The 22,550-nt window shown below is 38.2% G+C and carries 21 protein-coding genes; 14 read left to right on the top strand and 7 right to left on the bottom strand.

Annotation, left to right across the window (positions count from 1 at the left end; genetic code table 11):
* Positions 1 to 147: 147 nt before the first annotated feature.
* On the top strand, positions 148 to 1,842 hold the full coding sequence (locus tag PAARA_RS11075; RefSeq protein WP_062569404.1) for an NAD-dependent malic enzyme: 1,695 nt from the start codon (positions 148 to 150) through the stop codon (positions 1,840 to 1,842).
* A gap of 141 nt (positions 1,843 to 1,983) precedes the next feature.
* Positions 1,984 to 2,700 carry an SIMPL domain-containing protein gene (locus tag PAARA_RS11070; protein ID WP_062569093.1) on the top strand — a complete coding sequence of 239 codons (717 nt, stop codon included), beginning with the start codon at positions 1,984 to 1,986 and terminating at the stop codon, positions 2,698 to 2,700.
* On the opposite strand, the gene PAARA_RS11065 is transcribed toward PAARA_RS11070, so the two are convergent.
* Positions 2,697 to 4,055 (bottom strand): DUF2254 domain-containing protein, encoded by a 1,359-nt coding sequence (locus PAARA_RS11065; RefSeq protein ID WP_062569092.1) that lies wholly within the window; start codon positions 4,053 to 4,055, stop codon positions 2,697 to 2,699. The genes PAARA_RS11070 and PAARA_RS11065 overlap by 4 nt on opposite strands.
* 121 nt (positions 4,056 to 4,176) lie before the next feature.
* On the opposite strand from PAARA_RS11065, the gene PAARA_RS11060 reads away from it, so the two are divergent.
* From PAARA_RS11060 to PAARA_RS11040, 5 genes are all read left to right on the top strand, one after another.
* The gene (locus PAARA_RS11060; protein ID WP_062569091.1) at positions 4,177 to 4,551 is read left to right on the top strand and encodes an MAPEG family protein; all 375 of its coding nucleotides are present in this window, start codon (positions 4,177 to 4,179) and stop codon (positions 4,549 to 4,551) included.
* Positions 4,552 to 4,554: 3 nt separating this feature from the next.
* Positions 4,555 to 5,466, top strand: a complete 912-nt coding sequence (locus tag PAARA_RS11055; protein ID WP_062569090.1) for a substrate-binding periplasmic protein — start codon at positions 4,555 to 4,557, stop codon at positions 5,464 to 5,466.
* Positions 5,456 to 6,094 (top strand): sulfotransferase, encoded by a 639-nt coding sequence (locus tag PAARA_RS11050; protein WP_062569089.1) that lies wholly within the window; start codon positions 5,456 to 5,458, stop codon positions 6,092 to 6,094. Before PAARA_RS11055 ends, PAARA_RS11050 begins: the two co-directional genes overlap by 11 nt.
* A gap of 49 nt (positions 6,095 to 6,143) precedes the next feature.
* Positions 6,144 to 6,716, top strand: coding sequence for a MiaE family protein (locus PAARA_RS11045; RefSeq protein ID WP_062569088.1), 573 nt, complete (start codon positions 6,144 to 6,146; stop codon positions 6,714 to 6,716).
* 161 nt (positions 6,717 to 6,877) lie between these two features.
* Positions 6,878 to 7,249, top strand: coding sequence for a hypothetical protein (locus PAARA_RS11040; RefSeq protein ID WP_062569087.1), 372 nt, complete (start codon positions 6,878 to 6,880; stop codon positions 7,247 to 7,249).
* On the opposite strand, the gene PAARA_RS11035 is transcribed toward PAARA_RS11040, so the two are convergent.
* Entirely contained in the window at positions 7,246 to 7,944 is a 699-nt protein-coding gene (locus PAARA_RS11035) for a metallophosphoesterase (protein WP_245219959.1), read from the bottom strand. The genes PAARA_RS11040 and PAARA_RS11035 overlap by 4 nt on opposite strands.
* A 299-nt stretch (positions 7,945 to 8,243) precedes the next feature.
* Between PAARA_RS11035 and PAARA_RS11030 the strand changes: the two genes are divergently transcribed.
* Complete coding sequence (locus PAARA_RS11030) at positions 8,244 to 9,821, top strand: ATP-binding cassette domain-containing protein (protein WP_062569085.1); 1,578 nt, start codon at positions 8,244 to 8,246, stop codon at positions 9,819 to 9,821.
* 157 nt (positions 9,822 to 9,978) lie between these two features.
* Here the strand turns inward: PAARA_RS11030 and PAARA_RS11025 are convergent, their stop codons facing one another.
* Entirely contained in the window at positions 9,979 to 10,332 is a 354-nt protein-coding gene (locus PAARA_RS11025) for a type II toxin-antitoxin system PemK/MazF family toxin (RefSeq protein ID WP_062569084.1), read from the bottom strand.
* A complete protein-coding gene (locus tag PAARA_RS11020) occupies positions 10,332 to 10,586 on the bottom strand; it encodes an AbrB/MazE/SpoVT family DNA-binding domain-containing protein (RefSeq protein ID WP_062569083.1) in 255 nt (84 codons plus the stop codon). Before PAARA_RS11020 ends, PAARA_RS11025 begins: the two co-directional genes overlap by 1 nt.
* 629 nt (positions 10,587 to 11,215) lie before the next feature.
* Here PAARA_RS11020 and ppl point away from each other — a divergent pair.
* The 6 genes from ppl (at position 11,216) to PAARA_RS10990 (ending at position 20,121) form a co-directional block, all read left to right on the top strand.
* Positions 11,216 to 13,945: an anti-phage protein Ppl gene (gene ppl / locus PAARA_RS11015; protein ID WP_062569082.1), complete on the top strand. Its 2,730-nt coding sequence runs from the start codon at positions 11,216 to 11,218 to the stop codon at positions 13,943 to 13,945.
* A 642-nt stretch (positions 13,946 to 14,587) separates the two neighbouring features.
* Positions 14,588 to 14,983, top strand: a complete 396-nt coding sequence (locus tag PAARA_RS11010) for a response regulator (RefSeq protein ID WP_062569081.1) — start codon at positions 14,588 to 14,590, stop codon at positions 14,981 to 14,983.
* Between the two features lie 7 nt (positions 14,984 to 14,990).
* Positions 14,991 to 15,884 carry an AAA family ATPase gene (locus tag PAARA_RS11005; RefSeq protein WP_062569080.1) on the top strand — a complete coding sequence of 298 codons (894 nt, stop codon included), beginning with the start codon at positions 14,991 to 14,993 and terminating at the stop codon, positions 15,882 to 15,884.
* 3 nt (positions 15,885 to 15,887) lie between these two features.
* Positions 15,888 to 16,847, top strand: coding sequence for a DUF58 domain-containing protein (locus PAARA_RS11000; protein WP_062569079.1), 960 nt, complete (start codon positions 15,888 to 15,890; stop codon positions 16,845 to 16,847).
* 2 nt (positions 16,848 to 16,849) lie between these two features.
* Positions 16,850 to 18,790, top strand: coding sequence for a transglutaminase TgpA family protein (locus PAARA_RS10995; protein ID WP_062569078.1), 1,941 nt, complete (start codon positions 16,850 to 16,852; stop codon positions 18,788 to 18,790).
* Positions 18,791 to 18,798: 8 nt separating this feature from the next.
* Entirely contained in the window at positions 18,799 to 20,121 is a 1,323-nt protein-coding gene (locus PAARA_RS10990; RefSeq protein WP_062569077.1) for a Na+/H+ antiporter family protein, read from the top strand.
* A 221-nt stretch (positions 20,122 to 20,342) separates the two neighbouring features.
* On the opposite strand, the gene PAARA_RS10985 is transcribed toward PAARA_RS10990, so the two are convergent.
* Genes PAARA_RS10985 through PAARA_RS10975 form a run of 3 tightly spaced genes read right to left on the bottom strand, consistent with a single transcriptional unit; the run spans position 20,343 to position 22,451 of the window.
* Positions 20,343 to 20,777: an acyl-CoA thioesterase gene (locus PAARA_RS10985; RefSeq protein WP_062569076.1), complete on the bottom strand. Its 435-nt coding sequence runs from the start codon at positions 20,775 to 20,777 to the stop codon at positions 20,343 to 20,345.
* A gap of 5 nt (positions 20,778 to 20,782) precedes the next feature.
* Positions 20,783 to 21,601 (bottom strand): M23 family metallopeptidase, encoded by an 819-nt coding sequence (locus PAARA_RS10980; RefSeq protein ID WP_062569075.1) that lies wholly within the window; start codon positions 21,599 to 21,601, stop codon positions 20,783 to 20,785.
* The gene (locus PAARA_RS10975) at positions 21,594 to 22,451 is read right to left on the bottom strand and encodes a 6-carboxytetrahydropterin synthase (RefSeq protein WP_062569074.1); all 858 of its coding nucleotides are present in this window, start codon (positions 22,449 to 22,451) and stop codon (positions 21,594 to 21,596) included. Before PAARA_RS10975 ends, PAARA_RS10980 begins: the two co-directional genes overlap by 8 nt.
* Between the last annotated feature and the right edge of the window lie 99 nt (positions 22,452 to 22,550).

The raw sequence follows: 22,550 nt of genomic DNA, 5'->3' as shown, positions 1-22,550 counted from the left end.
TGAGTTTTCATGTATACTAAAGAGTATGCAGTTTAGAGCATAAAATTCATTTTCTTCAATGGTCTGACAAGGTGGTTTGTCATTGCAATTTCACCTTTAACAGTAATAATGTCAGGTCATAATTATGACGCATCAAAGCTTGGAAATATGACTACAAATACCGATCCAAATTATCTATATATTCCTTATTCAGGCCCTGGCCTTATTGAAACGCCGCTATTAAACAAAGGCAGCGCTTTTTCACAAAAAGAAAGAGAAAGTTTCAACCTAGCTGGCTTATTACCTCCTCGTTACGAGACTATCGAAGAGCAGGTTGAGCGTTGTTATCAGCAATATTCAAGCTTTAGCGACAACCTAAATAAGCACATTTACTTACGCGCAATTCAAGATAACAACGAAACCTTATACTACCGCTTAGTGCGTGATCATCTTGAAGAAATGATGCCTATCATTTACACACCAACAGTAGGTGATGCCTGCGAAAAATTCTCGGATATTTACCGCAGTGCCCGTGGTTTATTTATTTCGTATGAAGATCGTTTTCAAATTGATGATATCTTACGTAATGCTACAAAAGGTAAAGTTAAAGTTATCGTTGTAACGGACGGTGAGCGTATTCTTGGTTTAGGTGACCAAGGTATTGGTGGCATGGGTATTCCAATCGGTAAATTATCACTTTACACAGCGTGTGGTGGTATCAGCCCTGCTTATACATTACCTGTAATGCTTGATGTTGGTACGAATAACGAAAAACTGCTAAATGACCCAATGTACATGGGCGCACGTCACAAGCGTATATCACAAGACGAGTATGATGAATTCTTAGAATTATTTATTAAAGCTGTTAAACGTCGCTGGCCTAGTGTGCTGTTGCAGTTTGAAGATTTTGCACAACCGAACGCAATGCCTTTACTGAAACGTTACCGTAACGACATTTGTAGCTTTAATGATGATATCCAAGGAACAGCAGCTGTGACTGTAGGTTCATTACTTGCTGCATGTCGTGTAAAAGGTGCAAAGCTTTCTGAGCAAAAAGTAGTGTTTGTTGGCGCAGGTTCTGCGGGTTGTGGTATCGCTGAGCAAATTATCAGTACTATGGTTGCTGAAGGCATTAGCGATGAGCAAGCTCGTTCTCAAATCTTCATGGTTGACCGTTTTGGTCTACTTACTGAAGGTATGGAAGGTTTACGTGATTTCCAAGATGCACTAGCTCAACCGAAAGCACATTTAAGCGAGTGGACTTACAGTGGTGAGTACGCATCACTCCTTGATGTAATGCACTGTGCACAACCAGACATCTTAATCGGTGTATCTGGTCAACCTGGACTCTTTACAGAGCAAGTTATCCGTGCAATGCATGCATCTTGTGCACAGCCAATTATTTTCCCATTGAGTAATCCTTCGAAGCAAGTTGAAGCACTTCCTGCTGATGTAATCGAGTGGACAGACGGCCAAGCAATTGTTGCTTCAGGTAGCCCATTTGATCCTGTTAATTACAATGGCCAAGTATTTCCAATTCCTCAATGTAACAACAGCTACATCTTCCCAGGTATTGGCTTAGGCGTTATTGCAGCTAAAGCAACCCGTATTACAGATGCAATGTTAATTGTCTCGAGTGAAACGTTAGCAGAGTCTTCGCCTCGCGCTAATACCGGTAAGGGTAGTTTGTTACCTGCCTTAACTGAGATTCAGGCTTTAAGTAAACGTATTGCGTTTGCTGTCGCTAAAAAAGCGATGGAAGAGGGCGTTGCATTAGAATTAAGTGATGAAGCTCTATGGGCTGCAATCGAAAAGAATTACTGGTTACCTGAATACCGTAACTACAAACGTCGTAGTATTTAATTCTTTATTTCTATTTAGAAAAAACAGGCTTTTTAGCCTGTTTTTTTATCGTTATTAAAAAATTTGCGCAATCGCCTTGTTCATATTGAATTAACCCTTTAAGGTGATAATGAACGGAGTTTAAGTTAAGGAACATGAATTATGCGTAAGTTCGTTTTTGCCACAATTGCCAGTGCAATCAGTTTAAATGTATTTGCTCAATCAGCACCTGATTCACCTCATATCTACATTCAAGGCCAAGCAACCGTTACCGCTATTCCTGATAACGTCAAGCTGACAGTGGGTATCGTCGAAGTTGATAAAGACCTAATAGCAGCAAAAAATAAAGCTGACACCACTATGGCTAAAGCGATAAAGTTAGCCAAAAGCCAAGGTGTAGATGAAAAAGGTATTTATGCTTCTAATATCTCGATTGATAGACAAACCGAATATAACAGAGAAACAGGTAAACAAAATTTTGTAGGTTACCGTGTAACGCGAAGCTTATCTCTGACCCTAGAAGACTTAAAAAAATACCCAATATTATTACAGCAACTTGTTGATTCAGGTATTAATGAAATAAATCAAACTCAATTTGTTTCTAGCCGCTATGATGAGCTGCACAAACAAGCACAAAAGCTCGCGATAAAAGATGCCAAAGCAGCAGCAAAAGAGCTTGCAAGTGATTATGGTGTAGAGCTAAAAGGTTTATATACGGCTTCGAATAGTCCTCTAAAGACCGATGTACAACCGTATATGCGTGCTGAAAAAATGATGGTTGCCGCAGATGCATCAGGTAACTACGTGCCGGATGCCTATCAAAGTGGTGAAATCACCATCACGGCCAGTAGTTACGTTGTTTACCTTATCGAAAATTAATCTTCTGAATTGGTGGTAAATTTTGCCACCAATTTTTCCCCTTTGTCTTCAGATATTCTCGCAATTGCTTTTAGCATGTTGGTAATTTGCTCTCTGTCGTAATCATTACTTGTATTACGGTCTATATCCTCTACTATCGCTTCTAAATAAATGAACAGGCTCTCTGTGGCTTCACTGTTTTCAGAGGATCTGAATAGAATATTTTTAAACGCTTCGAGTACATTAACCATTACATAAGCATCACCCTTGGCGTAATTGCGTATAGGGGTAAAGTTATCGTGCAATAGCTCGTCAAAAGATGTTTCGTGCAGATATAAATACGGCTTATCACCCTCAGCATGCTTCAGCGAGTAGTTCACATCGCTAATATTGAGCCTTTTAATGAGTAGAATACTCAACATATCGATCGCTTTTACTGCCGTACCAGGATCATTAATGCCTGGGCTCATTGCTTTTACTGCGATTTCAGAAATTTGCGTCATACCATAGCGGTAATGGTCACGAATGTATTCTTCGATATAAAAAATAAAACAAGCAAGCAGCTCTTCTACAAGTTCAGGTTTATCTGATAAATCCGTATCACACTTTAAAAAGGGATAACCTTTAACCGTAAAAAAACCTTGTTTAACCGAGATATAAATTCTGATGTTATGTTTCTTACACAAAGCACATAATTTATCACTGTGTGCACCTTTAAAGTAACCTTCTGTTTTACTTTTAATGCTATGCCAATCATCAAAGCGAGGAAAGTCGTTAACAGGGTTCTCCTCCTGCATTGAAATAATACTCTTTAGCTCCGCTTTGGTATTCTTGAATAAATCGTTGAGAACATTATCCACTTGAATTGCTTTAGAAATTGAGTGAATAAAGTAAACAAAAAAGCCCAATGAAATAAGGCCAAAAATTAATGAAAACAAGATGCCCAGAGAAGGGATCCCCGTATCTCCATCCCCAATAGTACGGATATTAATAAGCATAATAATGGTGTAAATAATGCTACCTAAATAAAAACCCAGTACAAGTTGATGTGATTTACGAGTAATGAGGCCAGGAAGTACTCTGGGAGACAGGCTGGCACTGGCACTATTTAATACAACCATTACCATCGAAAAGCTAAACACAGTGAGTGAAATAATACTGCCTGCTAGTGTGCTTAAGATGGTTCTGGCGTTTTCTTCACTGTCGACCAGTAACACACCAATGAGCTCTTTAAATTCCATCGATAAAGACGAATACTCAATTGCCGTTGTCACTAAAGCAAAAACTAAAAACATCACCGAGAGCATAGATGGGTAAAACCCTATACTGCTTATCATTTCTCGGTAGTTATCAGCTAATTTTCTTGGCGTAAACATGCACTTCCTTAAGAACAGTTAGACTTTCGATATGATCAAGTCATAATAGTTGAGAATATACAAACAGCCTAGCAATAAACTTGGCTAAGCGTCTAATGTTAAATAAAAATTTGGAAAAAATGTGATTGTTTCAATATTTGCAGCCGTTTTGGCAATAATGTACATCCAGTTAAGTTTTAGGGTAATTAACCTACGCAAAAAAAAGAAAATCTCGTTGGGAGACGGCGGAGACAGCACATTAAATGCTGCAATTCGCACCCATGGAAATTTTATCGAATACGTGCCTTTTTCGTTGATTCTGCTATTTTTAGTAGAGTATCAAGGTCTTTCAAGCCATTACTGCTATGTTTTAGGTTTAATGTTAGTCGTCGGACGCATTTGCCACAGTTACGCACTAGCAGAAAATCAATTGAAATTACGTGTTATTGGAATGGGGCTTACCTTTTTAACTATGATACTAAGCGCAGTTTTATTATTAATCACGCGAGTTATTTAGCTTATGCAAACGTCTGTTTTTACACTTGCCTTTCTTTTATGTTGTCAAAGCGCGCTTGCAAGTGTAGAAATGGACAACTCAACATCAAGCATAACTTCAGATAATCAAACGCTCCGTGTGGTGTACCCTAAGACCATGCCAAATTTAGATGAAGAGGTGCTTTATCCGCTCATTTTACTTCGCTCTGCTTTAGAACATAGTGGTGTAAAGTTCATACTAACTCCTTCTAAACACCTTCTAGGCCAAAGCCGTGTACTAAGACAAATAGAAGTTGGCGGAGAGATCAACGTCAACTGGACCATGACAACGATTGAACGAGAGCAACGATTATTCCCGTTAAGAGTGCCTTTGTTTAAAGGTTTATACGGATGGCGTTTACTTTTAACAACCCAATCGCAATTAAAACAACTAGAGCAACTGCACACGTTAGATGATTTAAAAACGGTTTACTTCGTTCAAGGGCAAGACTGGCCAGATACAAAAATATTACGAGACAACGGACTCGTTGTATCGACCTCTTTAGATTATACGTCACTTTTTAACATGCTAAATAAAGGGCGAGGGCAATTGTTTCCTCGTTCAATTTTGGAAGTGGATATAGAAAAAGAAATGTTTGAAAATGATATGGACCTTGAAGTGTTACCACAACTCATGCTGCAATACCCAAGTCCAATATATTTCTTTTTTAATAAGAACAACACTGACATTGCTGATGCAGTGACTAAAGGTATTAAGATCATGCGTGAAAATGGTGTATTTGATCGCCTTTTTTATAAATATAATGGCGCAGCAATCAATAATGCCAGCATACACACTAAGACTATTATAGAATTAGAAAATAAAGATTTACCTCCACTAACCCCGGTAGACGATGCGTCTTTGTGGTTAACAATACAGACTGTGAATGAAAAATAAGATATTTATAATCGGTTTGCCACGCACAGGCACAACCAGCATATGCCATAGCTTTTTAGAGCTAGGATATAAAACCGCACACACGGCTTATACCCAACAATCAATTCACAGCGCAGAAGTAATTGCCGATACCCCTGTGTTCAATGAATATAAACTACTCGACAAGCACTTTGATAATTGTAGATTTATTAATTTAGAGCGTGAGCTAACTAAATGGTTGCCATCAATAAGACAACTACTTACAAGAATGCACACCAACTTAATGCGAGAAGATGGTGGTTTTAATACTCACCTTAAACGTTGTTACTTAGATACTTTTGGCCGTTTTAATTTGTCCGATATTGAATCTGACGAATACCTAACACAGTGTTATAACCGCCACCAAAATCAAGTTTCTGAGTATTTTAGAGGGCGAGAACACCAGCTCTTGTCTTTGAATGTTGCTGATGAGCATAGTCCTAAACTACTTCAAAACTTTCTTCAAACAGAGCAAACTATCACCTTTAAACCACTGAATATTGCGGGCAAAGTAACAGCTTGGAATGACATAAAACACCCTAACAAAGTGGCCTCTACACGAAATGGAAAAATAGATAAGTCACTGGGTTACAATCACAAGATTTTATAACGTAAATACGCTAAAATCGCCGGCATTATTAGTTAAGTTGTTCGCTATTATGTTTGAATTAAAATATCACACGCCATTTGAATGGACTGAAGGTGTTCTTGCAGACTTTGATACCTTCTTGCAAGACCATGCCGCAGCTGAGAAAAAAGCTTCTGGTATGGCTATGTCAATGCTATCCCATTATCCAGATCGTCGTAAGCTGGTTAAAGCTATGACTGATTTAGCATTAGAAGAGATGATTCATTTTAAACAAGTACTCAAGCTTTTAATGGAACGTGATGTTTCATTAGGTAATGATCAAAAAGATCCTTATATTAAGAATATTCGCGCATTATTCAGAAACGGCCGTGATGAGTTTTTAATGGATCGTTTATTAGTCGCTGGCGTTATTGAAGCGCGAGGTCATGAACGCTTCTCTTTAGTTGCCGAGGCACTTCCTGCTGGTAAAGAAAAAGATTTTTATGTAGCTATCGCTAAATCTGAAGAAAAACATAAAAACTTATTTGTAGAACTTGCATACGAATACTTTGACAAAGCAGAAGTGGATACAAGATTAGAAGAGATCCTCGTTGCCGAAGCAGAAATTTGTAAGCAAATTCCATTTACAGCTGCACTGCATTAACGTTGATAACGTATTAGGTTTTACCTGATACGTTAAACAACATTTAAAACAATAACTAAGTGTTTAGAGAATACTTAACCCACAACAAATTGATTAAATAAACAGCAAGTATTCATCTTTCTCTCCTATAGTTAAAAGTAATTAACTGTGAGGATAGAAGCATGAAATGGATGATGACTCTCACTACGCTTTCATTAATAGGGATTGTAATCACAGGTAACTCGATTTACTCCGAGGTTAAACTCTTTAGCTCAAATGATAAGCCACGCGAAATAACCGCAAGTATGTATCGCTCACTTATGTGGCATAGTGGTATCTACAATAATGAAGAGTTTTTGCAATTCGCTAAAAGCTATTTTAGTGATGGTAAGATTGATACGCTTGAATATACAAAACTGACAAACCTAGCTAAGAAGAGCAGTGGACCTATAATCTACCTACAGCAAACAAATGAGCAACTTTGGCACGCCCGCTATCAATATAAACAATACCTCGAAGAAAACGCAGTGACGAGACTTGCAACTTTACATTAAAAGGCTTTGTACTGATTAATTAAAGGTTCAAGCTCTACAATCGTTGGCTTCCCGCCAAGGTAGTTAGTATCTATATGGTAAGTGTTGCCAAGCCAATAGGCACGTTGAGTTGTGTTATGACCATGAATAGATAAATCAACGCTCTGATTATCTTCAACTATCTTCTGTTTTGCTATTGTTCGTTCCCACAAAAGTGCAGACACAGCAAACTGTTTATTATTTGAAGGGGCCAACCAATTCCAATTATGCGACACAGTGTGTGATAAACCTATTTTAACACCTTGATAATCTAACAAATATGAAAGAGGGCGTTTGCGTAAGTAATTGCAAACAAATTCAAGTTCATCATCACTTGCATCTATATGCCAGCGACCACCATTTTTAACCCATAACGAAAAGTAGGCTTCATCATGTGCCAATAATGATTCCAGTAACATATGCTCGTGATTACCCAATGACATGTAAACACCCAACTCAATAAAGCGTTGAAGAAGTTTTACGCTATCATTACCTCTATCTATAACATCACCAAGCGAAAACAGCACATCGTGATTTTTATCAAAATTAACAGATTCAAGCGCTTGTTCAAATTTTGCTAAGTCAGCATCTAAATCGCCAATAACAAAGACCCGCTTGTTTTTATCTAACTGAAGTTTAATTTGCGTTTGGTTTTGTAATACAACTTGGCAATTCACTAAATTCAAAATGTAGTCCTTCAAGCACTCAATGATTTAAGACTAGCATAACTCGTTGCTATTTAGGTATTAACTGGTTATTATCTAGCCTCACTTATTAGGAGTTACCGCCAACATGAACAACTAAACCTGTTATCCAATTTCATTTTTATTTTTTTGGACCAACAGGGTTAGTAGGCGTTGCTCACTATCACTTGCATTATATTTCTTCTCGTGTGATCAAACGCTTAATACCAATTCGTAATTAAGTAGTCTATTTTGTGGATTGGTATCACTGCCCCTGTAATACAGGAGGCACTATGCCACAACTTCAAGCTTTTAATTTATGTTACCAACATGGCAATGGCGATGTTGTATTTAAAGACCTTTCATTCTCACTCACAGCTAAAGTCACCGCCTTAGTCGGCAGGAACGGCTGCGGTAAATCTATATTAGCGTCAATACTTGCTAAGCAAAAAGAGCCTAGCTCTGGTACGGTTATTTGTAATTCAGCCTTTGGCTTTTACAGGCAAATGAACGATGTAAATCAGGCTGATAACCAAACAATTGCTGAGGCTATTGGGCTAGAGCCAGTGTTTAAAGCCCTTGATGCTATAAACCAAGGGCAAGTTACAGAACAAAACTTAATGTTGGTTGAGGGTAATTGGGACTTAGAAGAGCGCTTTAATGCAGAACTTGTAAGGCTTGGCGTAAACAACAAAACCCCTAACTCCTTAAGCAAGCATTTAAGCGGCGGCCAGCTTAGCCAATTAAAGCTTTGGGCACTATTTACCTGCATTAAGCCCGACATTTTAATACTGGATGAGCCATCAAACCACCTGGATGCAAAAGGCAAAAGCTGGCTTATAAATCAAATACACAACTTTAAAGGGCAGCTATTACTGATAAGTCACGACCAAGAATTGTTAGAACAAGCCCATGAAATTTGGGAGCTAACATCCCTTGGTTTAACTTATTTTGGTACGTGTTTTTCTGAATACCAAACGCAAAAACAGCAGCAAGTTACTGCTCTTGAAAACAAGTTAAACCACGTTGTTAAACAGCAAAATAAACTCAAAGCAGCAGAGCAACTACAAAAGCAAAAAACACAAAAACGTGCAGGCCAAGGCGCAGCCCTTAGACGGTCTGGCAGCCAACCTAAAGTGCTGATAGATTCTAAAAAAGATAAAGCCAGCGCTAATTTGTCATCGCAAAGTAAAAACACCGCCAAGCGGGAAGGTGCGCTCACTCGTAATAAACAAGAGCTTTGTAGCCAGCTTGAACAAACTAAAGCGCAGCAATTTTACTTTGCGCAATCTGTTGAGATTAAACCCCACAAAGTACTTAGCTTGGAGGACGTTCTATTAGCGCACGGCACACAAAAACCGCTTAATTTACAGGTATTCAGTGATGATAAAATTCATTTAACGGGCGCAAATGGCACTGGTAAATCAACCTTACTTAAAACCCTGAACCAAGACATACCAGCAAAAGCAGGGCAGTTACATTGCAATCAAGCACTCTATTATTTAGACCAACATTTTACATTAATTAACGACGAGCTAACCCTGCTTGAAAACATCATGCTTTACTGCAAAAACCTAGATGAGAGTACCGCACGTACTCTACTTGCCAGTATCGGCTTTAGAAAAGATGCTGTTTTTAAACATGCCGCATTTTTAAGTGGTGGCGAGAAAATGAAGCTCGCCATGTGTATCGTCAGTAATATTGAAAGCACCGCATTTTTGTTACTCGATGAGCCCGATAATCATCTCGACCTTGAATCAAAACAGCTTTTAGCTCAGTCATTAAAGGGTTTTAAAGGCGGCTTTATACTCGTAAGCCATGATAAATACTTTGTAGAAAGCATCGGCTGTAGTAGGCAAATTGTTTTATAAATTACTCATTCTAAAGGTTTAATATTTACTATCATGCAAAAAATTGCGCTAACACCCCAAAACTAAAAGAAGGCCGTCTAACAACGGCCTCATAATATTGGCTTTTTATAATCTTCACTAAATTAGTTAGTTTACTCGATGTGTAATATTCCCATTATTATTCATCGAATAACGATTCAGCCCCAATCAACGGGATTAGCCGTAGCAAAACATCTTCCATTACACCATTTTCAGCAGTGGTAATTTTCTTCGCGCTGCGGTCTTTCCACGAAAGTGTTTGGATCAAACTTGACGTTACAACACTTGGTTTGTCGAGGTTATTTACTGGTACTTCAGTAGCTTGACCTCTAATACTTGTACTAATAGGGCAGCAAATTAACAACCCCGTTTGCTGATTGTATTCTTTACTTGAAAGGACTAATGCAGGGCGATACTTCCCGATCTCTTTACCTCTCACGGGCTCAAAATCTAGCCAAATAATTTCATTGCGTGTAGGTACATACTGAGCCATTACTCACCCAACTCTTTACCCGATACTAACGCCAGTTCATCAGCATGCGCTGTATGAGCATCTAAACCATTCAATAGTTCCTTTTCACTGAACGGAAAGCGCTTTTTTTGACGTTTGATTGGTTCAATAATAATTTTTTTTCCATCGGCTTTAACCTCAATGTCAGCGCCTTCAACTAAGCCGAGTTGCTTGATGAAAGCCGCAGGAATTATATTGCCAAGACTATTACCGATTTTTCGTACTTGAGTGCGCATATTTCACCTCATTAGTAGGTACATTGTTATAATATGATTAATTGTACGCCGCCTATTGTTAGTGTCAACTTTGTTATAACTAATGGCTAAATTAGCCGCCACTGATAAGTGTGACGCTAACTCGCGATTAAAGCCGCAACACAACATTTTAATTGATGCTTAAACCATAATAATAGTAGCTAAGGAGTAGGGCATGGCTGTCAATGCTCATTATGTACCACAATCGAAGAATTATAGTTAAAAAGTTTGTTCTGCAGGATGAATATAAAAACGCATTTGAAAATGGAAAACTATAAAAAAGGGTTTTAATATATCAAAGGCGGGGGCATCGTCACCCCAGACGGAATGACAATAAAAAAGGCCGCTTAATCGCGGGCTATTGAGTCAACTTGGAGCCACTATTATATATTTTTAGTGGCTTTTTCTTTAGATAAAAACCTAAGGCTTTGAATTTATTAGCATAATTCACTAACCCAAAAAGCCATGAACGTACAATTATTTATATAAATCAGCAAGTTAAAGCACCTTTAACGATAAGGATTATATATTTACATTTCTATTGACATAAAAAGTTGATATCTTAAGCCATCATTAACTACTTCATTAAGTTAAAAAATTAAGGATGATTTATGCCTGTTGGCTCCAAATGGTTTAAATTTGATTTTCATAATCACACAATTGCTTCTGACGACTACCAAGAGCATTCATTGACAGACCGAGACTGGCTACTGGCATACATGGCTAGAGAAGTAGATGCTGTCATTATTAGTGATCATAACACCGCGTCAAAAATAGAATCCATCAGGAATGAACTATCTCAAATGAAGAGTGAATTTGAGCAGGATGGCTTAGACGGATACAGGCCAATTACAATATTTCCGGGTGTTGAGCTGACAGCAACGGGAAATGTACATGTCTTAGCAATATTCGAGCAAAATACTACACATATAGAGATTGAACGGCTTATAGGTTTTTGTAATGGTTCTAACCCAATTCCCAGAGACGCTCAAAATCACGAATTAGTATTGCGCTCTAGTGTTCCAGAAATAATTTCTTTCATTAACAACGACCCTAATTGTTTAAGTATATTGGCTCACGTAGACGGTAGAAAAGGTGCTTTAGAAATTACAAATGAAGGTGAGTTAAGGGCTATATTTGAAGCATCCCCTAATGCCGTAGAAATTTGCGGGGAGTTGGACGAAATTCATAATGGTTTACATCAAAGCTTAATTTCTGAACTTCCGAAGGTTAGAGGCTCTGATGCTCATCATCCTGAACGTGCGGGTACTCGTACATGTTGGTTGAAAATGTCGATGCTAAATTTTGACGGATTAAAATCAGCTCTTCAGGATTATAAAAATTGTATTTTATTAGATTCTGAGCCACCTAGAGAACCGTTATTAAGAATCAAAAGCCTCAAATTGAAAACTAGGCTATGTCGCTCTGAACTGGGTGAGCCTATAGAAATTGAATTTAGCCCTTTCTACAACGCACTTATAGGTTCTAGAGGAAGCGGAAAGTCAACAATTGTAGAAAGTATTCGTATTGCTCTTCGAAAGGAAAACGGTCTACCCAGTTCAGTAAGTGAGAACCTAAGAAAGTTTAAATCCATTGATAATGGAATGGACCTTAATTCAATAATTGAGTGTGTCTACAGTAAAAACGGAACTGACTTCAAATTTTCTTGGGCACCTAATATTGAGCCAACGCTAGAAAAGCTGACTGATGGGGAATGGGAAGTAGATTCAAATTGGTCAAACGATAGATTTGATCTATCAATTTTTAGTCAAAAAATGTTGTATCTATTAGCTTCGGATCAAAACGCATTCTTAAAAGTTTGCGATGACAGCTCTTTTGTTGACAAGCGCAGTTGGACCGAAAGAAAAGAAGAGTTAGAACGAGACTACAAATCTAATAGAAATACATATAGAGGGTTGTTGAGCCGCAAGATTACTAAATCTGCTTTAGAGGGGCAACTTAGTGATGCGATCAGTTCTATAGACAAGTTAAAGGATAGTCCTTACTACAGTGTAAGAACAAACTTAAGCGAATTAGAAAAAAAATTATTTTTAATAGAAAATAAGATTGCAAAAGAAAATGAATCTTTGGATTCTATTTCAGAACTATTTACTTCGGTAGAAGACCAAATATCAGATCAAGCGCCAGAGCTAGAAGCCACGAACTCCGCTATGCCAGCTGCTGAGGAAGGTAATGATACAGAGTACCTTGCATTAACTGCTGAAATAGACAGCGTTATTAAGGATGCAGAAAATAAATTTAGTGAAATTATCTCAAATACAAGGAGTAGATTAGAGGAGCTATCACAATCCCCCTTTGTTCAAGAGCTAACACAACAAATCAAACAAGCTAAAGCCGAAGTGCAAATCGAAGCTGACAAATTAAAAGAAGAAGGGCTTGACCCAGAGCAGTTAGACTCTTTAGTTGAACACAAAGATAGCCTAGAAGCTAAACTGATAGACTTTGATGGGATAGATGATGAAATTCAGACTTCTGTTCTAGGTGCGGAGAGTATTAAAACAGCTATGGCGGATCATCGCAGAACACTAACTAATCAAAGAAAAGAGTTTATCCGCTCATTAAGCTTAGAGTCACTAGATATCAAGATATTGCCACTAAATGCGAATCCGCAACAGGTTATTGAAAGTTACCAATCAACTGTCGGTATTCCTAGTTTTTCCGACCGTATATACGATACTGAATCGAGAGATGGGTTATTAAAAGAACTCATTGAATTTCAAACCTTCAACCCGTCAGAAGCTACAGTTAATTCAAAGTATGAACGATTAGATAACCTAAAAGAGATTCACAATAAAATAAAAACTGGTGAAACAGATGGGGTGCCAAATATTCATGGCTCTCTTAGAAGTAGGCTTGCATCTTTAACTGAGGCTGATATTGATAATCTTGCTTGTTGGTATCCTGAAGATGGCATTCAGATAAAGTATAGAGCTTTAAGTGGGAACATGGAAAACATTGAGTCAGCTTCTCCGGGGCAGAAAGCTGCTAGTATGCTTGAATTTCTGCTCTCTTATGGTTCAGACCCATTAATTTTGGATCAACCTGAAGATGATTTAGATTGTTTAATGTTAAGCGATAGCGTTATACCATCCATAGAAAGAAACAAGCAGAGAAGGCAGCTCATAATAGTTTCCCACTCAGCGCCTATTGTTGTTAATGGTGATGCTGAATATGTGATTAGTATGCTTAGGGACAGATCTGGTCTTAGACCAAATATATTAGGAAGCTTACAAGAAAGTGAAGTAAAGACTAATATCTGTAATCAAATGGAAGGTGGAGAAAGAGCCTTCAGATCTCGGTTTAACCGAATAGTAAACTAGATGAAGTTTACTATAAACCTAAGAGCATTGTTCTTAAAGCAGTGCTCTTTTAATACCCTAAACTTTAGTTTTATATACCGTATCTATAAGCTCCTTATCTAAGCTAACCTCATACGGTTAGAAAGTCCAATTTGTGTAAGTTGGTAAAAGCAATGATATTCAGCGTCTAGCTTACATATACCAAATCGTACAGCTATCCAATTTGATCTTGCAGGGCATCTTCTTGGCTTCGTTATAACGAACAAACACATTTCAAATCTAGGTTTGTAAAAATTCTCCGTTGTCGACGTCAGTTTGGTTGAAAATTTACAAAGTAAAAATGAGCATCTCATAAAAAGTTAGAAATCATGAAAACCCAAATTAACCAAAAAGGGGCTAAAAAACCTTAAAATCTAACGACTAATGAACCTGCTTATAAAGATAAATATTTAATTTAACATAATATAAATTATAGGAAGCTAATGTATATATGTAGTCATACCTATTACCCATGCATACTAAGTCCAATACTAGACGGTATCGGACATTAAGAAGGTGTTTTATCATATTATTCATTTTATTAGTGTCTGTTTCTTGAGCTTACTTATCTCATGACTTATATTAAAACTATCAACTTGAGATGTAACGATAAGATGTAACAATATGGAATTTGTGAAGCCGTTGGAACCTATTTTGATAATTGATGATATGCAAGACATCAGAGATTATCTAAACCAAATTTTGACTGGTCTTGGCTTTGAAGATATTTTAGAAAGTCGAGATTTTGAATCAGCTAAAACTGTTATCGAAGAAAAGTCACCGAACGTTATCTTTCTTGATATTGAGCTACCTAATACTGATGGTACGGAAATTCTTGAATACTTAAACGACCACCACCCACATACACATGTTGTTATGTGCTCTGGCCATAACAGTCTTGAGAATGTTCAAAACACCTGGGAACTCGGTGCTAAAGGTTTTATCGCCAAACCATTCAACGCAAAAAAAGTCGACTCTGTTATGAAACGTCTAGAATTGATGGAAACCATAACAAATTAAGTAGTTTATGAATTCGACAATCCAACTCGTTATAGATGACCTATCAACGGTTATTTTCGGTAAGCAACAACAAATAAAACTCGCCCTAACGTGTTTATTTAGTGAAGGCCACCTGTTAATTGAAGATTTACCAGGTATGGGAAAAACCACGTTATCTCATGCACTTGCGGCTGTTCTTGGCTTATCGTATCAGCGAATTCAATTCACCAGCGATTTATTACCCTCTGACATACTTGGTACAAACATCTTTGATGCCAAAGAGCATAGCTTTTCATTTCATCAAGGCCCTGTATTTAGCCAAGTTGTTTTAGGCGATGAAATTAATCGTGCTGGTCCTAAAACGCAAAGTGCACTGTTAGAAGCAATGGAAGAAAAACAAGTGACGGTAGATTCTGTTAAGCACGCCCTACCATCACCATTTTTTGTGATTGCTACTCAAAATCCAGTGCATCAATCAGGCACTTATCCTTTACCTGAGTCGCAATTAGATCGCTTTTTTATGCGTATTAGTTTAGGTTTTCCTGACAAACACGCTGAAAAAAATCTCATTTTAGGGTTAAACAACCGTAACTACGATGACTTGCCCGTTCGTATTAATCCTGGTCAACTTGCTGTTATCCAAAAAGAAATTAATACGGTAACGATAAGTAATGCGGTTGTTGACTATATACTTGAGCTAGTTGCGTTTACTCGCCAAGATAACCACTTTGTAAACCCATTATCACCAAGAGCCAGTATTGCGCTTGCCCGTGCTGCAAAGTCATGGGCGTATATTGAAGGCCGTGATTTTGTGCTGCCTGAAGATGTGCAAGCGGTTTTCCCTAGCGTGACCGATCACAGGCTTGGTTTAAACGCTGGTGATAGCGGGTTTGCACTTAAACATGTGCCAGTAAGCTTATAAAACATGTTTAAGTGCCCTGCTTTTATTGAGCAATTTCGTCAGTCAATTTTTAATAAGTTATTAAAAAGCAAACATAGAACCAACGAAATTGAACTTAAGCATAAAACAATTTATGTATTACCCTCTAAACTTGGCGGGCAGTTTTTACTGATTGCGCTGCTTAATTTTGTGATGGGTATTAACTATCAAAACAACCTAATTTTAGCCATGGCGTATTTAATGGTGGTTGTTTTGGTGTTTACGATACTGACCGGCTATAAAAACGTTAGAGGTTTGTCAGTTAACTACCTATTTGTTAATGAAAGTTATGCGCCAAAAGCCCCTTTCGCGCGTTTTCAAGTTCAAGCTAAATCACACTGTGAACTAGTAAAACTCGTTAATAAAAACGTTGAATCTGAAACTGTGTCACTGCAAAGCAAAGAGACAAAAACAGTTGAAATAGCACTTAAATGTAGCGATCGTGGTGCTTATGACTTTGATAGAATTAAAATTATTAGTCATTTTCCATTTGGTTTAGTATCTGTTTGGAGTTATATAGAGCCAATAAGTACCGTTTTTGTTTACCCACAACCAATTACATCAGAAAAGCTTGATACTCAACTCCATGAAAATGACGAACATGATGGCGATAACGCACAAGTTAAAGCCGGTAATGATGACTTTTATCAGCTTACACCGTTTGTGCAAGGTACAGCACTGAATAAAGTATCGTGGAAACACTACGCTAAAACTCAGCAGCTATTAACGAAAGAGTTTACCAGTGATGCATCACAGGAATTAGCGCTTAATTTCAATATGTTAACTGGCAATAACGAACATCGTTTAAGCCAATTATGCTTTTTGGTAAACCAATTAACCGATCAACACATGGCGTTTTCGTTAACCTTGCCTAATAAACACATTGCAAAAGGCTTAGGGGTTCACCATCAAAGAGCCTGCTTACAAGCTTTGGCGGAGTTTTAATTATGAATACCCCGCTTATAAATACTGTTTTATCACTGCTTTTTATTGTTATCAGTGGTTTTTTGTTTACCGAAGTCCCTACTCTATTTTTAGCCATATTGGCTGGCTTAAGCTTTTTAAACCTGTTTTTAAGTAAGTTTTATAAAAAACTAAATGGATTGGTCGCGAATATTTTGGCTGCAGTTAGCTTAATAGCCTTATTTGTTCTTGTTGGTGTGAGCGATACGGTAAAGTTGTTTGTATCCATGATGCTACTTGCTAGCAGCTTTAAATTGCTACAAGCAAAAACAATTAAACAGTATCAAACCGTTTGTTTACTAGTGTTTTTTAACCTTTCAACTGTGTATTTATTTCATCAAGGGCTGTTCGAAACCTTGATTGTGAGTGTACTCTATATTGTTAACTTCGCAGTACTTGGCTACTTAACCAGTCCGCAAAGCTTTAAGGCCGCTAACAAGCAGAGTTTTAAAACAATATTACTAGCCTTACCCATAGCAGCATTTTTGATTTTGTTTTTACCTAAAATACCAGCATTTTGGCAGCTACCTGGGCCAAAGCTTGCGAAAACTGGCTTATCAGAACAAGTGAACCCCTTTTCGATTGCTAAATTAGCTGAGTCTGATGATTTGGTTTTTCGGGTAGAACAACAGCCAGGGCAAACCTTACACGCCCCCTATTATTGGCGAAGCCTCATTCATGATGAGTTTAATGGTAGTGAATGGTTAATATCGGACATTTTAAAATCTAAACAATTTAACCCTATTCGCCACGCCATTAGCCGTAGCAATAGCATTGATTATCATGTTATTGCAGAGCCCTCATCTTCAAATTGGTTATTTGCCCTTGGCTTTGCACAAAGTGCTAATTCAGATGTGCACTCTACTTACAATGGTTTGTTAAAACGCAAAGGTAACTTAAACAAAAACATTAAATACGCGGTAACGAGTAGCCAAGCTTCGCTGAGCCTGAATGCCTTCGAAAAACGTTTATATACCCGCTTACCTAAAATGACTAACCCACAAACAACGGCGCTGGCAAATCAGCTGGCTGCTGAGCATGATAATGCACAAGGTTACTTTAACGCATTACTTAATTACTTTAATCAGCAGCGGTTTGCTTACACATTAACACCAACGCCAATGTATGGTGATAATACGTTAGACCAGTTTGTATTTGATACCAAACGTGGTTTTTGTGGTCATTATGCAAGCACGGCCGCATTTATGTTTCGTGTTGCCGGTTACCCTGCCCGAGTTGTGTCGGGTTATTTAGGGGGCGAACAAACTAAAGCCGCTACGCTCAACATTTATCAATATGATGCGCATGCGTGGGTTGAAGTGTTCTTCGATGAAAAGTGGCACATATTTGATGCTACCGCTGTTGTTGCCCCGGAGCGTTTAAATAGTTCGTTATCACAGCTTGGTGATTTAAATGAAAGTTTTAACAACAATCTTAATTTTGGTTTAAAGCGCTGGAGCCATTTTAAAGCAATAAACTGGCTGCGTATTCAGCTTGAAGAGCTCGACTATAAATGGACTAACTGGGTGCTTACGTTTGACCAAGCATCACAGCAAAGTTTATTTGATTCACTGTTTGGTAATAATTCAGCATGGCTAACGCCATTAGTTGTGTTAGGTACTTTATTACTGAGCTTTACAGGCTATTTTTTATATAGCAAGCGCCCAGTACGAAGTAGCGAACCATTGGTTGATGACATTACTTGGCTTTATCAGTGGGCTAAAAAGCAAGGTGTCTCGCCTGTTTCTACCCACACACCACTACAAAATATTGCTTTGATCAAACAGCAAAAGCCCGCAGTGAAGCCTTATTTAAACGAATTTGAGCAAATAATCATCGAAGTACGCTATCAACAACAATCATATACTCAAAATCGCAAAAACCGTGTGCGAGTTCTGTTAAACTCTCTCAAAACAGCCAAATAGAGAACAATATGAATGCAGTAATTGTCGGCGTTATGTTGATGCTGGTTTTAACGCTTTGTCGAATTAATGTCATTGTCGCGATGACAGTGAGTGCTATTGTTGCGGGTTTGACCGCTGGTCTTGGTTTAACTGAAACTGTTAATGCATTCAATGATGGCTTATCGGGGGGTGCTGAAATAGCGCTTAGCTATGCGATGTTAGGTGCGTTTGCGGTTGCTATTTCTAAGTCGGGTTTAACACGTATTTTAGCGTCTAAGTTACTTAAGCAAGTAAACGAGAATAGTCATAAAGGCGAAACTACGCTTAGTTACCTTATTTTAAGTATTATTTTACTCTGTGCGATTTCATCGCAAAATTTAATACCTGTGCATATAGCCTTTATCCCAATACTTATTCCGCCATTACTGATTGTGTTTAACAAGTTGCGCCTTGATAGACGTGCAATAGCATGTATTTTAACCTTCGGATTAGCCACTTCTTATATGGTGTTACCTTATGGTTTTGGTGGGATTTACTTATATTCCATTTTGCACAAAAACCTCACTGAAAATGGCTTAGATATCGTTAATACTCAAGTCCCCATGGCAATGATAATTCCAGCCATCGGGATGTTATTTGGTTTATTGGTTGCGGTATTTATTAGCTATCGAAAGCGCCGTAGTTATGAGTCTCATAGCTTAACAGAGCCACAACAAGAGGTGCTCATAGAACAGCCTAAAAAGGTACTGGTAGTTGGCATTACCGCTGTACTTTGCTCTTTAGTGGCGCAAAATATCAGTGGCTCAATGATCTTAGGCGGCCTCGTTGGAGTGGCCATATTTACCTTGCTTGGTGTTGTAAAGCTTGAGCAAAACGGCGATGTATTTAGTAAAGGCATCGCGATGATGGCGATGATTGGCTTTATTATGATCTCAGCACAAGGCTTTGCTTCAGTGATGAAAGCAACGGGTGATGTAACTTCGTTAGTCAGCTCTGCAGCGGCTATGATTGAAGGTAACAAACCCCTTGCAGCCGCATTGATTTTATTGGTTGGACTCTTAATAACCATGGGTATTGGTAGCTCGTTTTCAACAGTGCCAATTATAGCCACCCTATTTGTACCACTTTGCATGGAACTTAATTTTTCGGTAATGGCAACGGCGGCACTGGTTGGTACAGCGGGCGCTTTAGGCGATGCTGGCTCCCCTGCTTCTGACTCAACACTTGGACCAACATCTGGCCTAAATGCAGATGGTCAACATGACCATATTTGGGATTCAGTGGTACCTACTTTTATCCACTTTAATATTCCGCTACTAATTGCTGGCTGGGTTGCGGCAATGGTGTTGTAAATAGATAAACAGTGTAGCTTCTTTTTATGGGGCTACACTAAACTATTCTCAATAATAAAAAGAAAGAACTCCCTCATATATCTATCCCTTGTACACACCCTCTTAAATTATTTTTATAGTTGCTAAAGTTAACTTTAAAAAAATAAAGTATGATGTGTTCTTTTTATCTAATAAATTAAGCACCCGAAGGTACTTAATTTATTTATAACTTATAGTAAGTATTATTCGAAGCCGTTGATCATCTTATCGCAAACTACCGGAGTTGGTCTGTGGTTATCATCAACAGCTACAAACGTGAAGCTACCTGAAATAGCTAAATGCTTGTCATCTTTATGCATTCTTTCTAAAAAGATTTCTACGTCTACTTTAAGACTGGTATTGCCAACGTGAACAACTTTTGAAATTAGCTCGGCGAATGTACCTGCTGGAATAGCCTCTTTAAAATCAACACGATCAGACGAAATCGTTACAAGTGGCTTACGACAAAAACGGGTTGCTGCAATAAAGGCGACTTCATCCATCCAAGCTAACGCGTCCCCACCAAATAGTGTGTTATGGTGATTTGTACGGCCTGGGAAAACTGTTTTCGTTACTGACGTTGTTGAGTCAATAATACGCTGTGCAATAATAGCATCACGATCGATTTGTTGTGTCATAGTCTCTACTTTTCATTAGCTAATGTGTCTTGCATCATTAGCGCAGGGTCAAGGCGTTCGTTTTTCCAATTAAAACGCCAGTCTAAATGAGGGCCGGTAACTCGGCCTGTTGCGCCGATCTCAGCAATTTTGTCACCACGCGTAATTTCATCCCCTACTTTTACATCTAATTTGCTTAAATGAATGTAGGTAGAGGTAACACCATGGCCATGGTCAAGAATTAACGTGCCGCCAGAGTAATATAAATCTGCATCAGCAAACACCACCGTACCACTTACTGGTGCATACACTGGGCTGCCTGTTTTATTGGCAATGTCTAACCCAAAATGTGGGCGGCGAGGCTCACCGTTAAAGTAACGCTGGCTACCATAAACACCTGAAATACGCCCACTTGCAGGCTTATAAACCGGCTCTAAAAAATAACGTAAGTCAGAATTTACTTGCCTAGCTTTACGTACTGCAACAGCTTCACGGCTAATACGCTCAGACACTTCTTTAGGTGGCGAAACATATTTTTTTGCAACACCGGTGATTTTATCGATTTTATAATCACGCTTGGTGATTACAATTGCTTTCTCGTGGTTCACACCAGCACTATCAACCCAAGAAAGAGTATGGTTTGTCTTAGCATCACGGCCAAAACCAAAAACAAATTCACCACTTGTTGAAAGCTTAAGTTGCTCACCATTGAAACTAACACTTTTAGCGCCTTCAATTTGGCCAGTTACTAAACCGCCTTGAGTTAAATGTCCTTTTAATTCAACAGCACTGGCAGTTAAAGAAAACAATCCTGCAAACGCTGCTATTAGTAATCCTTTACGCATAACTTATAGACCCCTTGCCCACTCCTTCATAAGCGGTAATTTTTACTTCAGAGTCAGGGTACAGGCTTTTCACTTGTGAGCTTAGATAATCGGCAATGCATTCAACCGTGGTATCGCAAGGTAAAATGTCACAACGTGATTTATCAATCGCCATTTCAAAATAGCCTTGTTGTGATGTATAGGCAAAACACACATCGTTATCTAGTGCAGTTACATGCTTAAGGTCAGATTTATTGATTTCATCTTCTGCTGTCGCTAAGTAAATATCTTGCCATTTATCTGCCCATTCTTTTTGTAAGCGAGGCATCGCCATACCATCAAGGCTAATTCCAATTTGTGAGCGATGACCATGAATAATACGCTGGCAATTACCATCGTGCTTTTTGAGACCGTGGCTGTAATGATAGTAAAAGCTTTGGCTATGTTCTGGCTTTAAACTAATTTCGATTTTTTCGATATTATTAGGAAGCTTGGGCATTATTGTTTTAATTAAAAACTCAGTCACTGAGTTTTCATCAATAATATCTGCATCTATAGGACAAAAGGCTTGATTTGGTGCACTCATTGCTAAGTGATAATTATCACCGAAGTGACAATCTAGCACGCTCTGCTCTGCATGCTGTGTTAGTGAACCATTTAATTTTGCTGGTACAGCAAGTTTATGGTCAATACATTCATCAATAATGCCTTTAATTTGCTTTTTAACTAAACCAAAATCCAGCACCATCGACTCATCATTCAACTGACCATGTAGAGTTAAATCCACAATCCAGCTCTCGCCAACTGCGCCGCGTTTATTACACAAGTAAGAAAAATCAATCACTGTTAGTGAGTTTACAAAAAGGATCATAAATTTCCTTTAGACTGGTTAAAGAATCACAGCAATTATAATGATTTTTACTTCACAATGCGCGGTTTTATCTCCCTTTATCTGTAACAGTTTAATTAA

The sequence above is a fragment of the Pseudoalteromonas arabiensis genome, assembly GCF_001550155.1.
GTDB classification, from domain to species: Bacteria; Pseudomonadota; Gammaproteobacteria; order Enterobacterales; family Alteromonadaceae; genus Pseudoalteromonas; species Pseudoalteromonas arabiensis.
The sequence above is the reverse complement of the archived record's forward strand: the minus strand, read 5'-3'. Positions and strand labels throughout refer to the sequence as shown.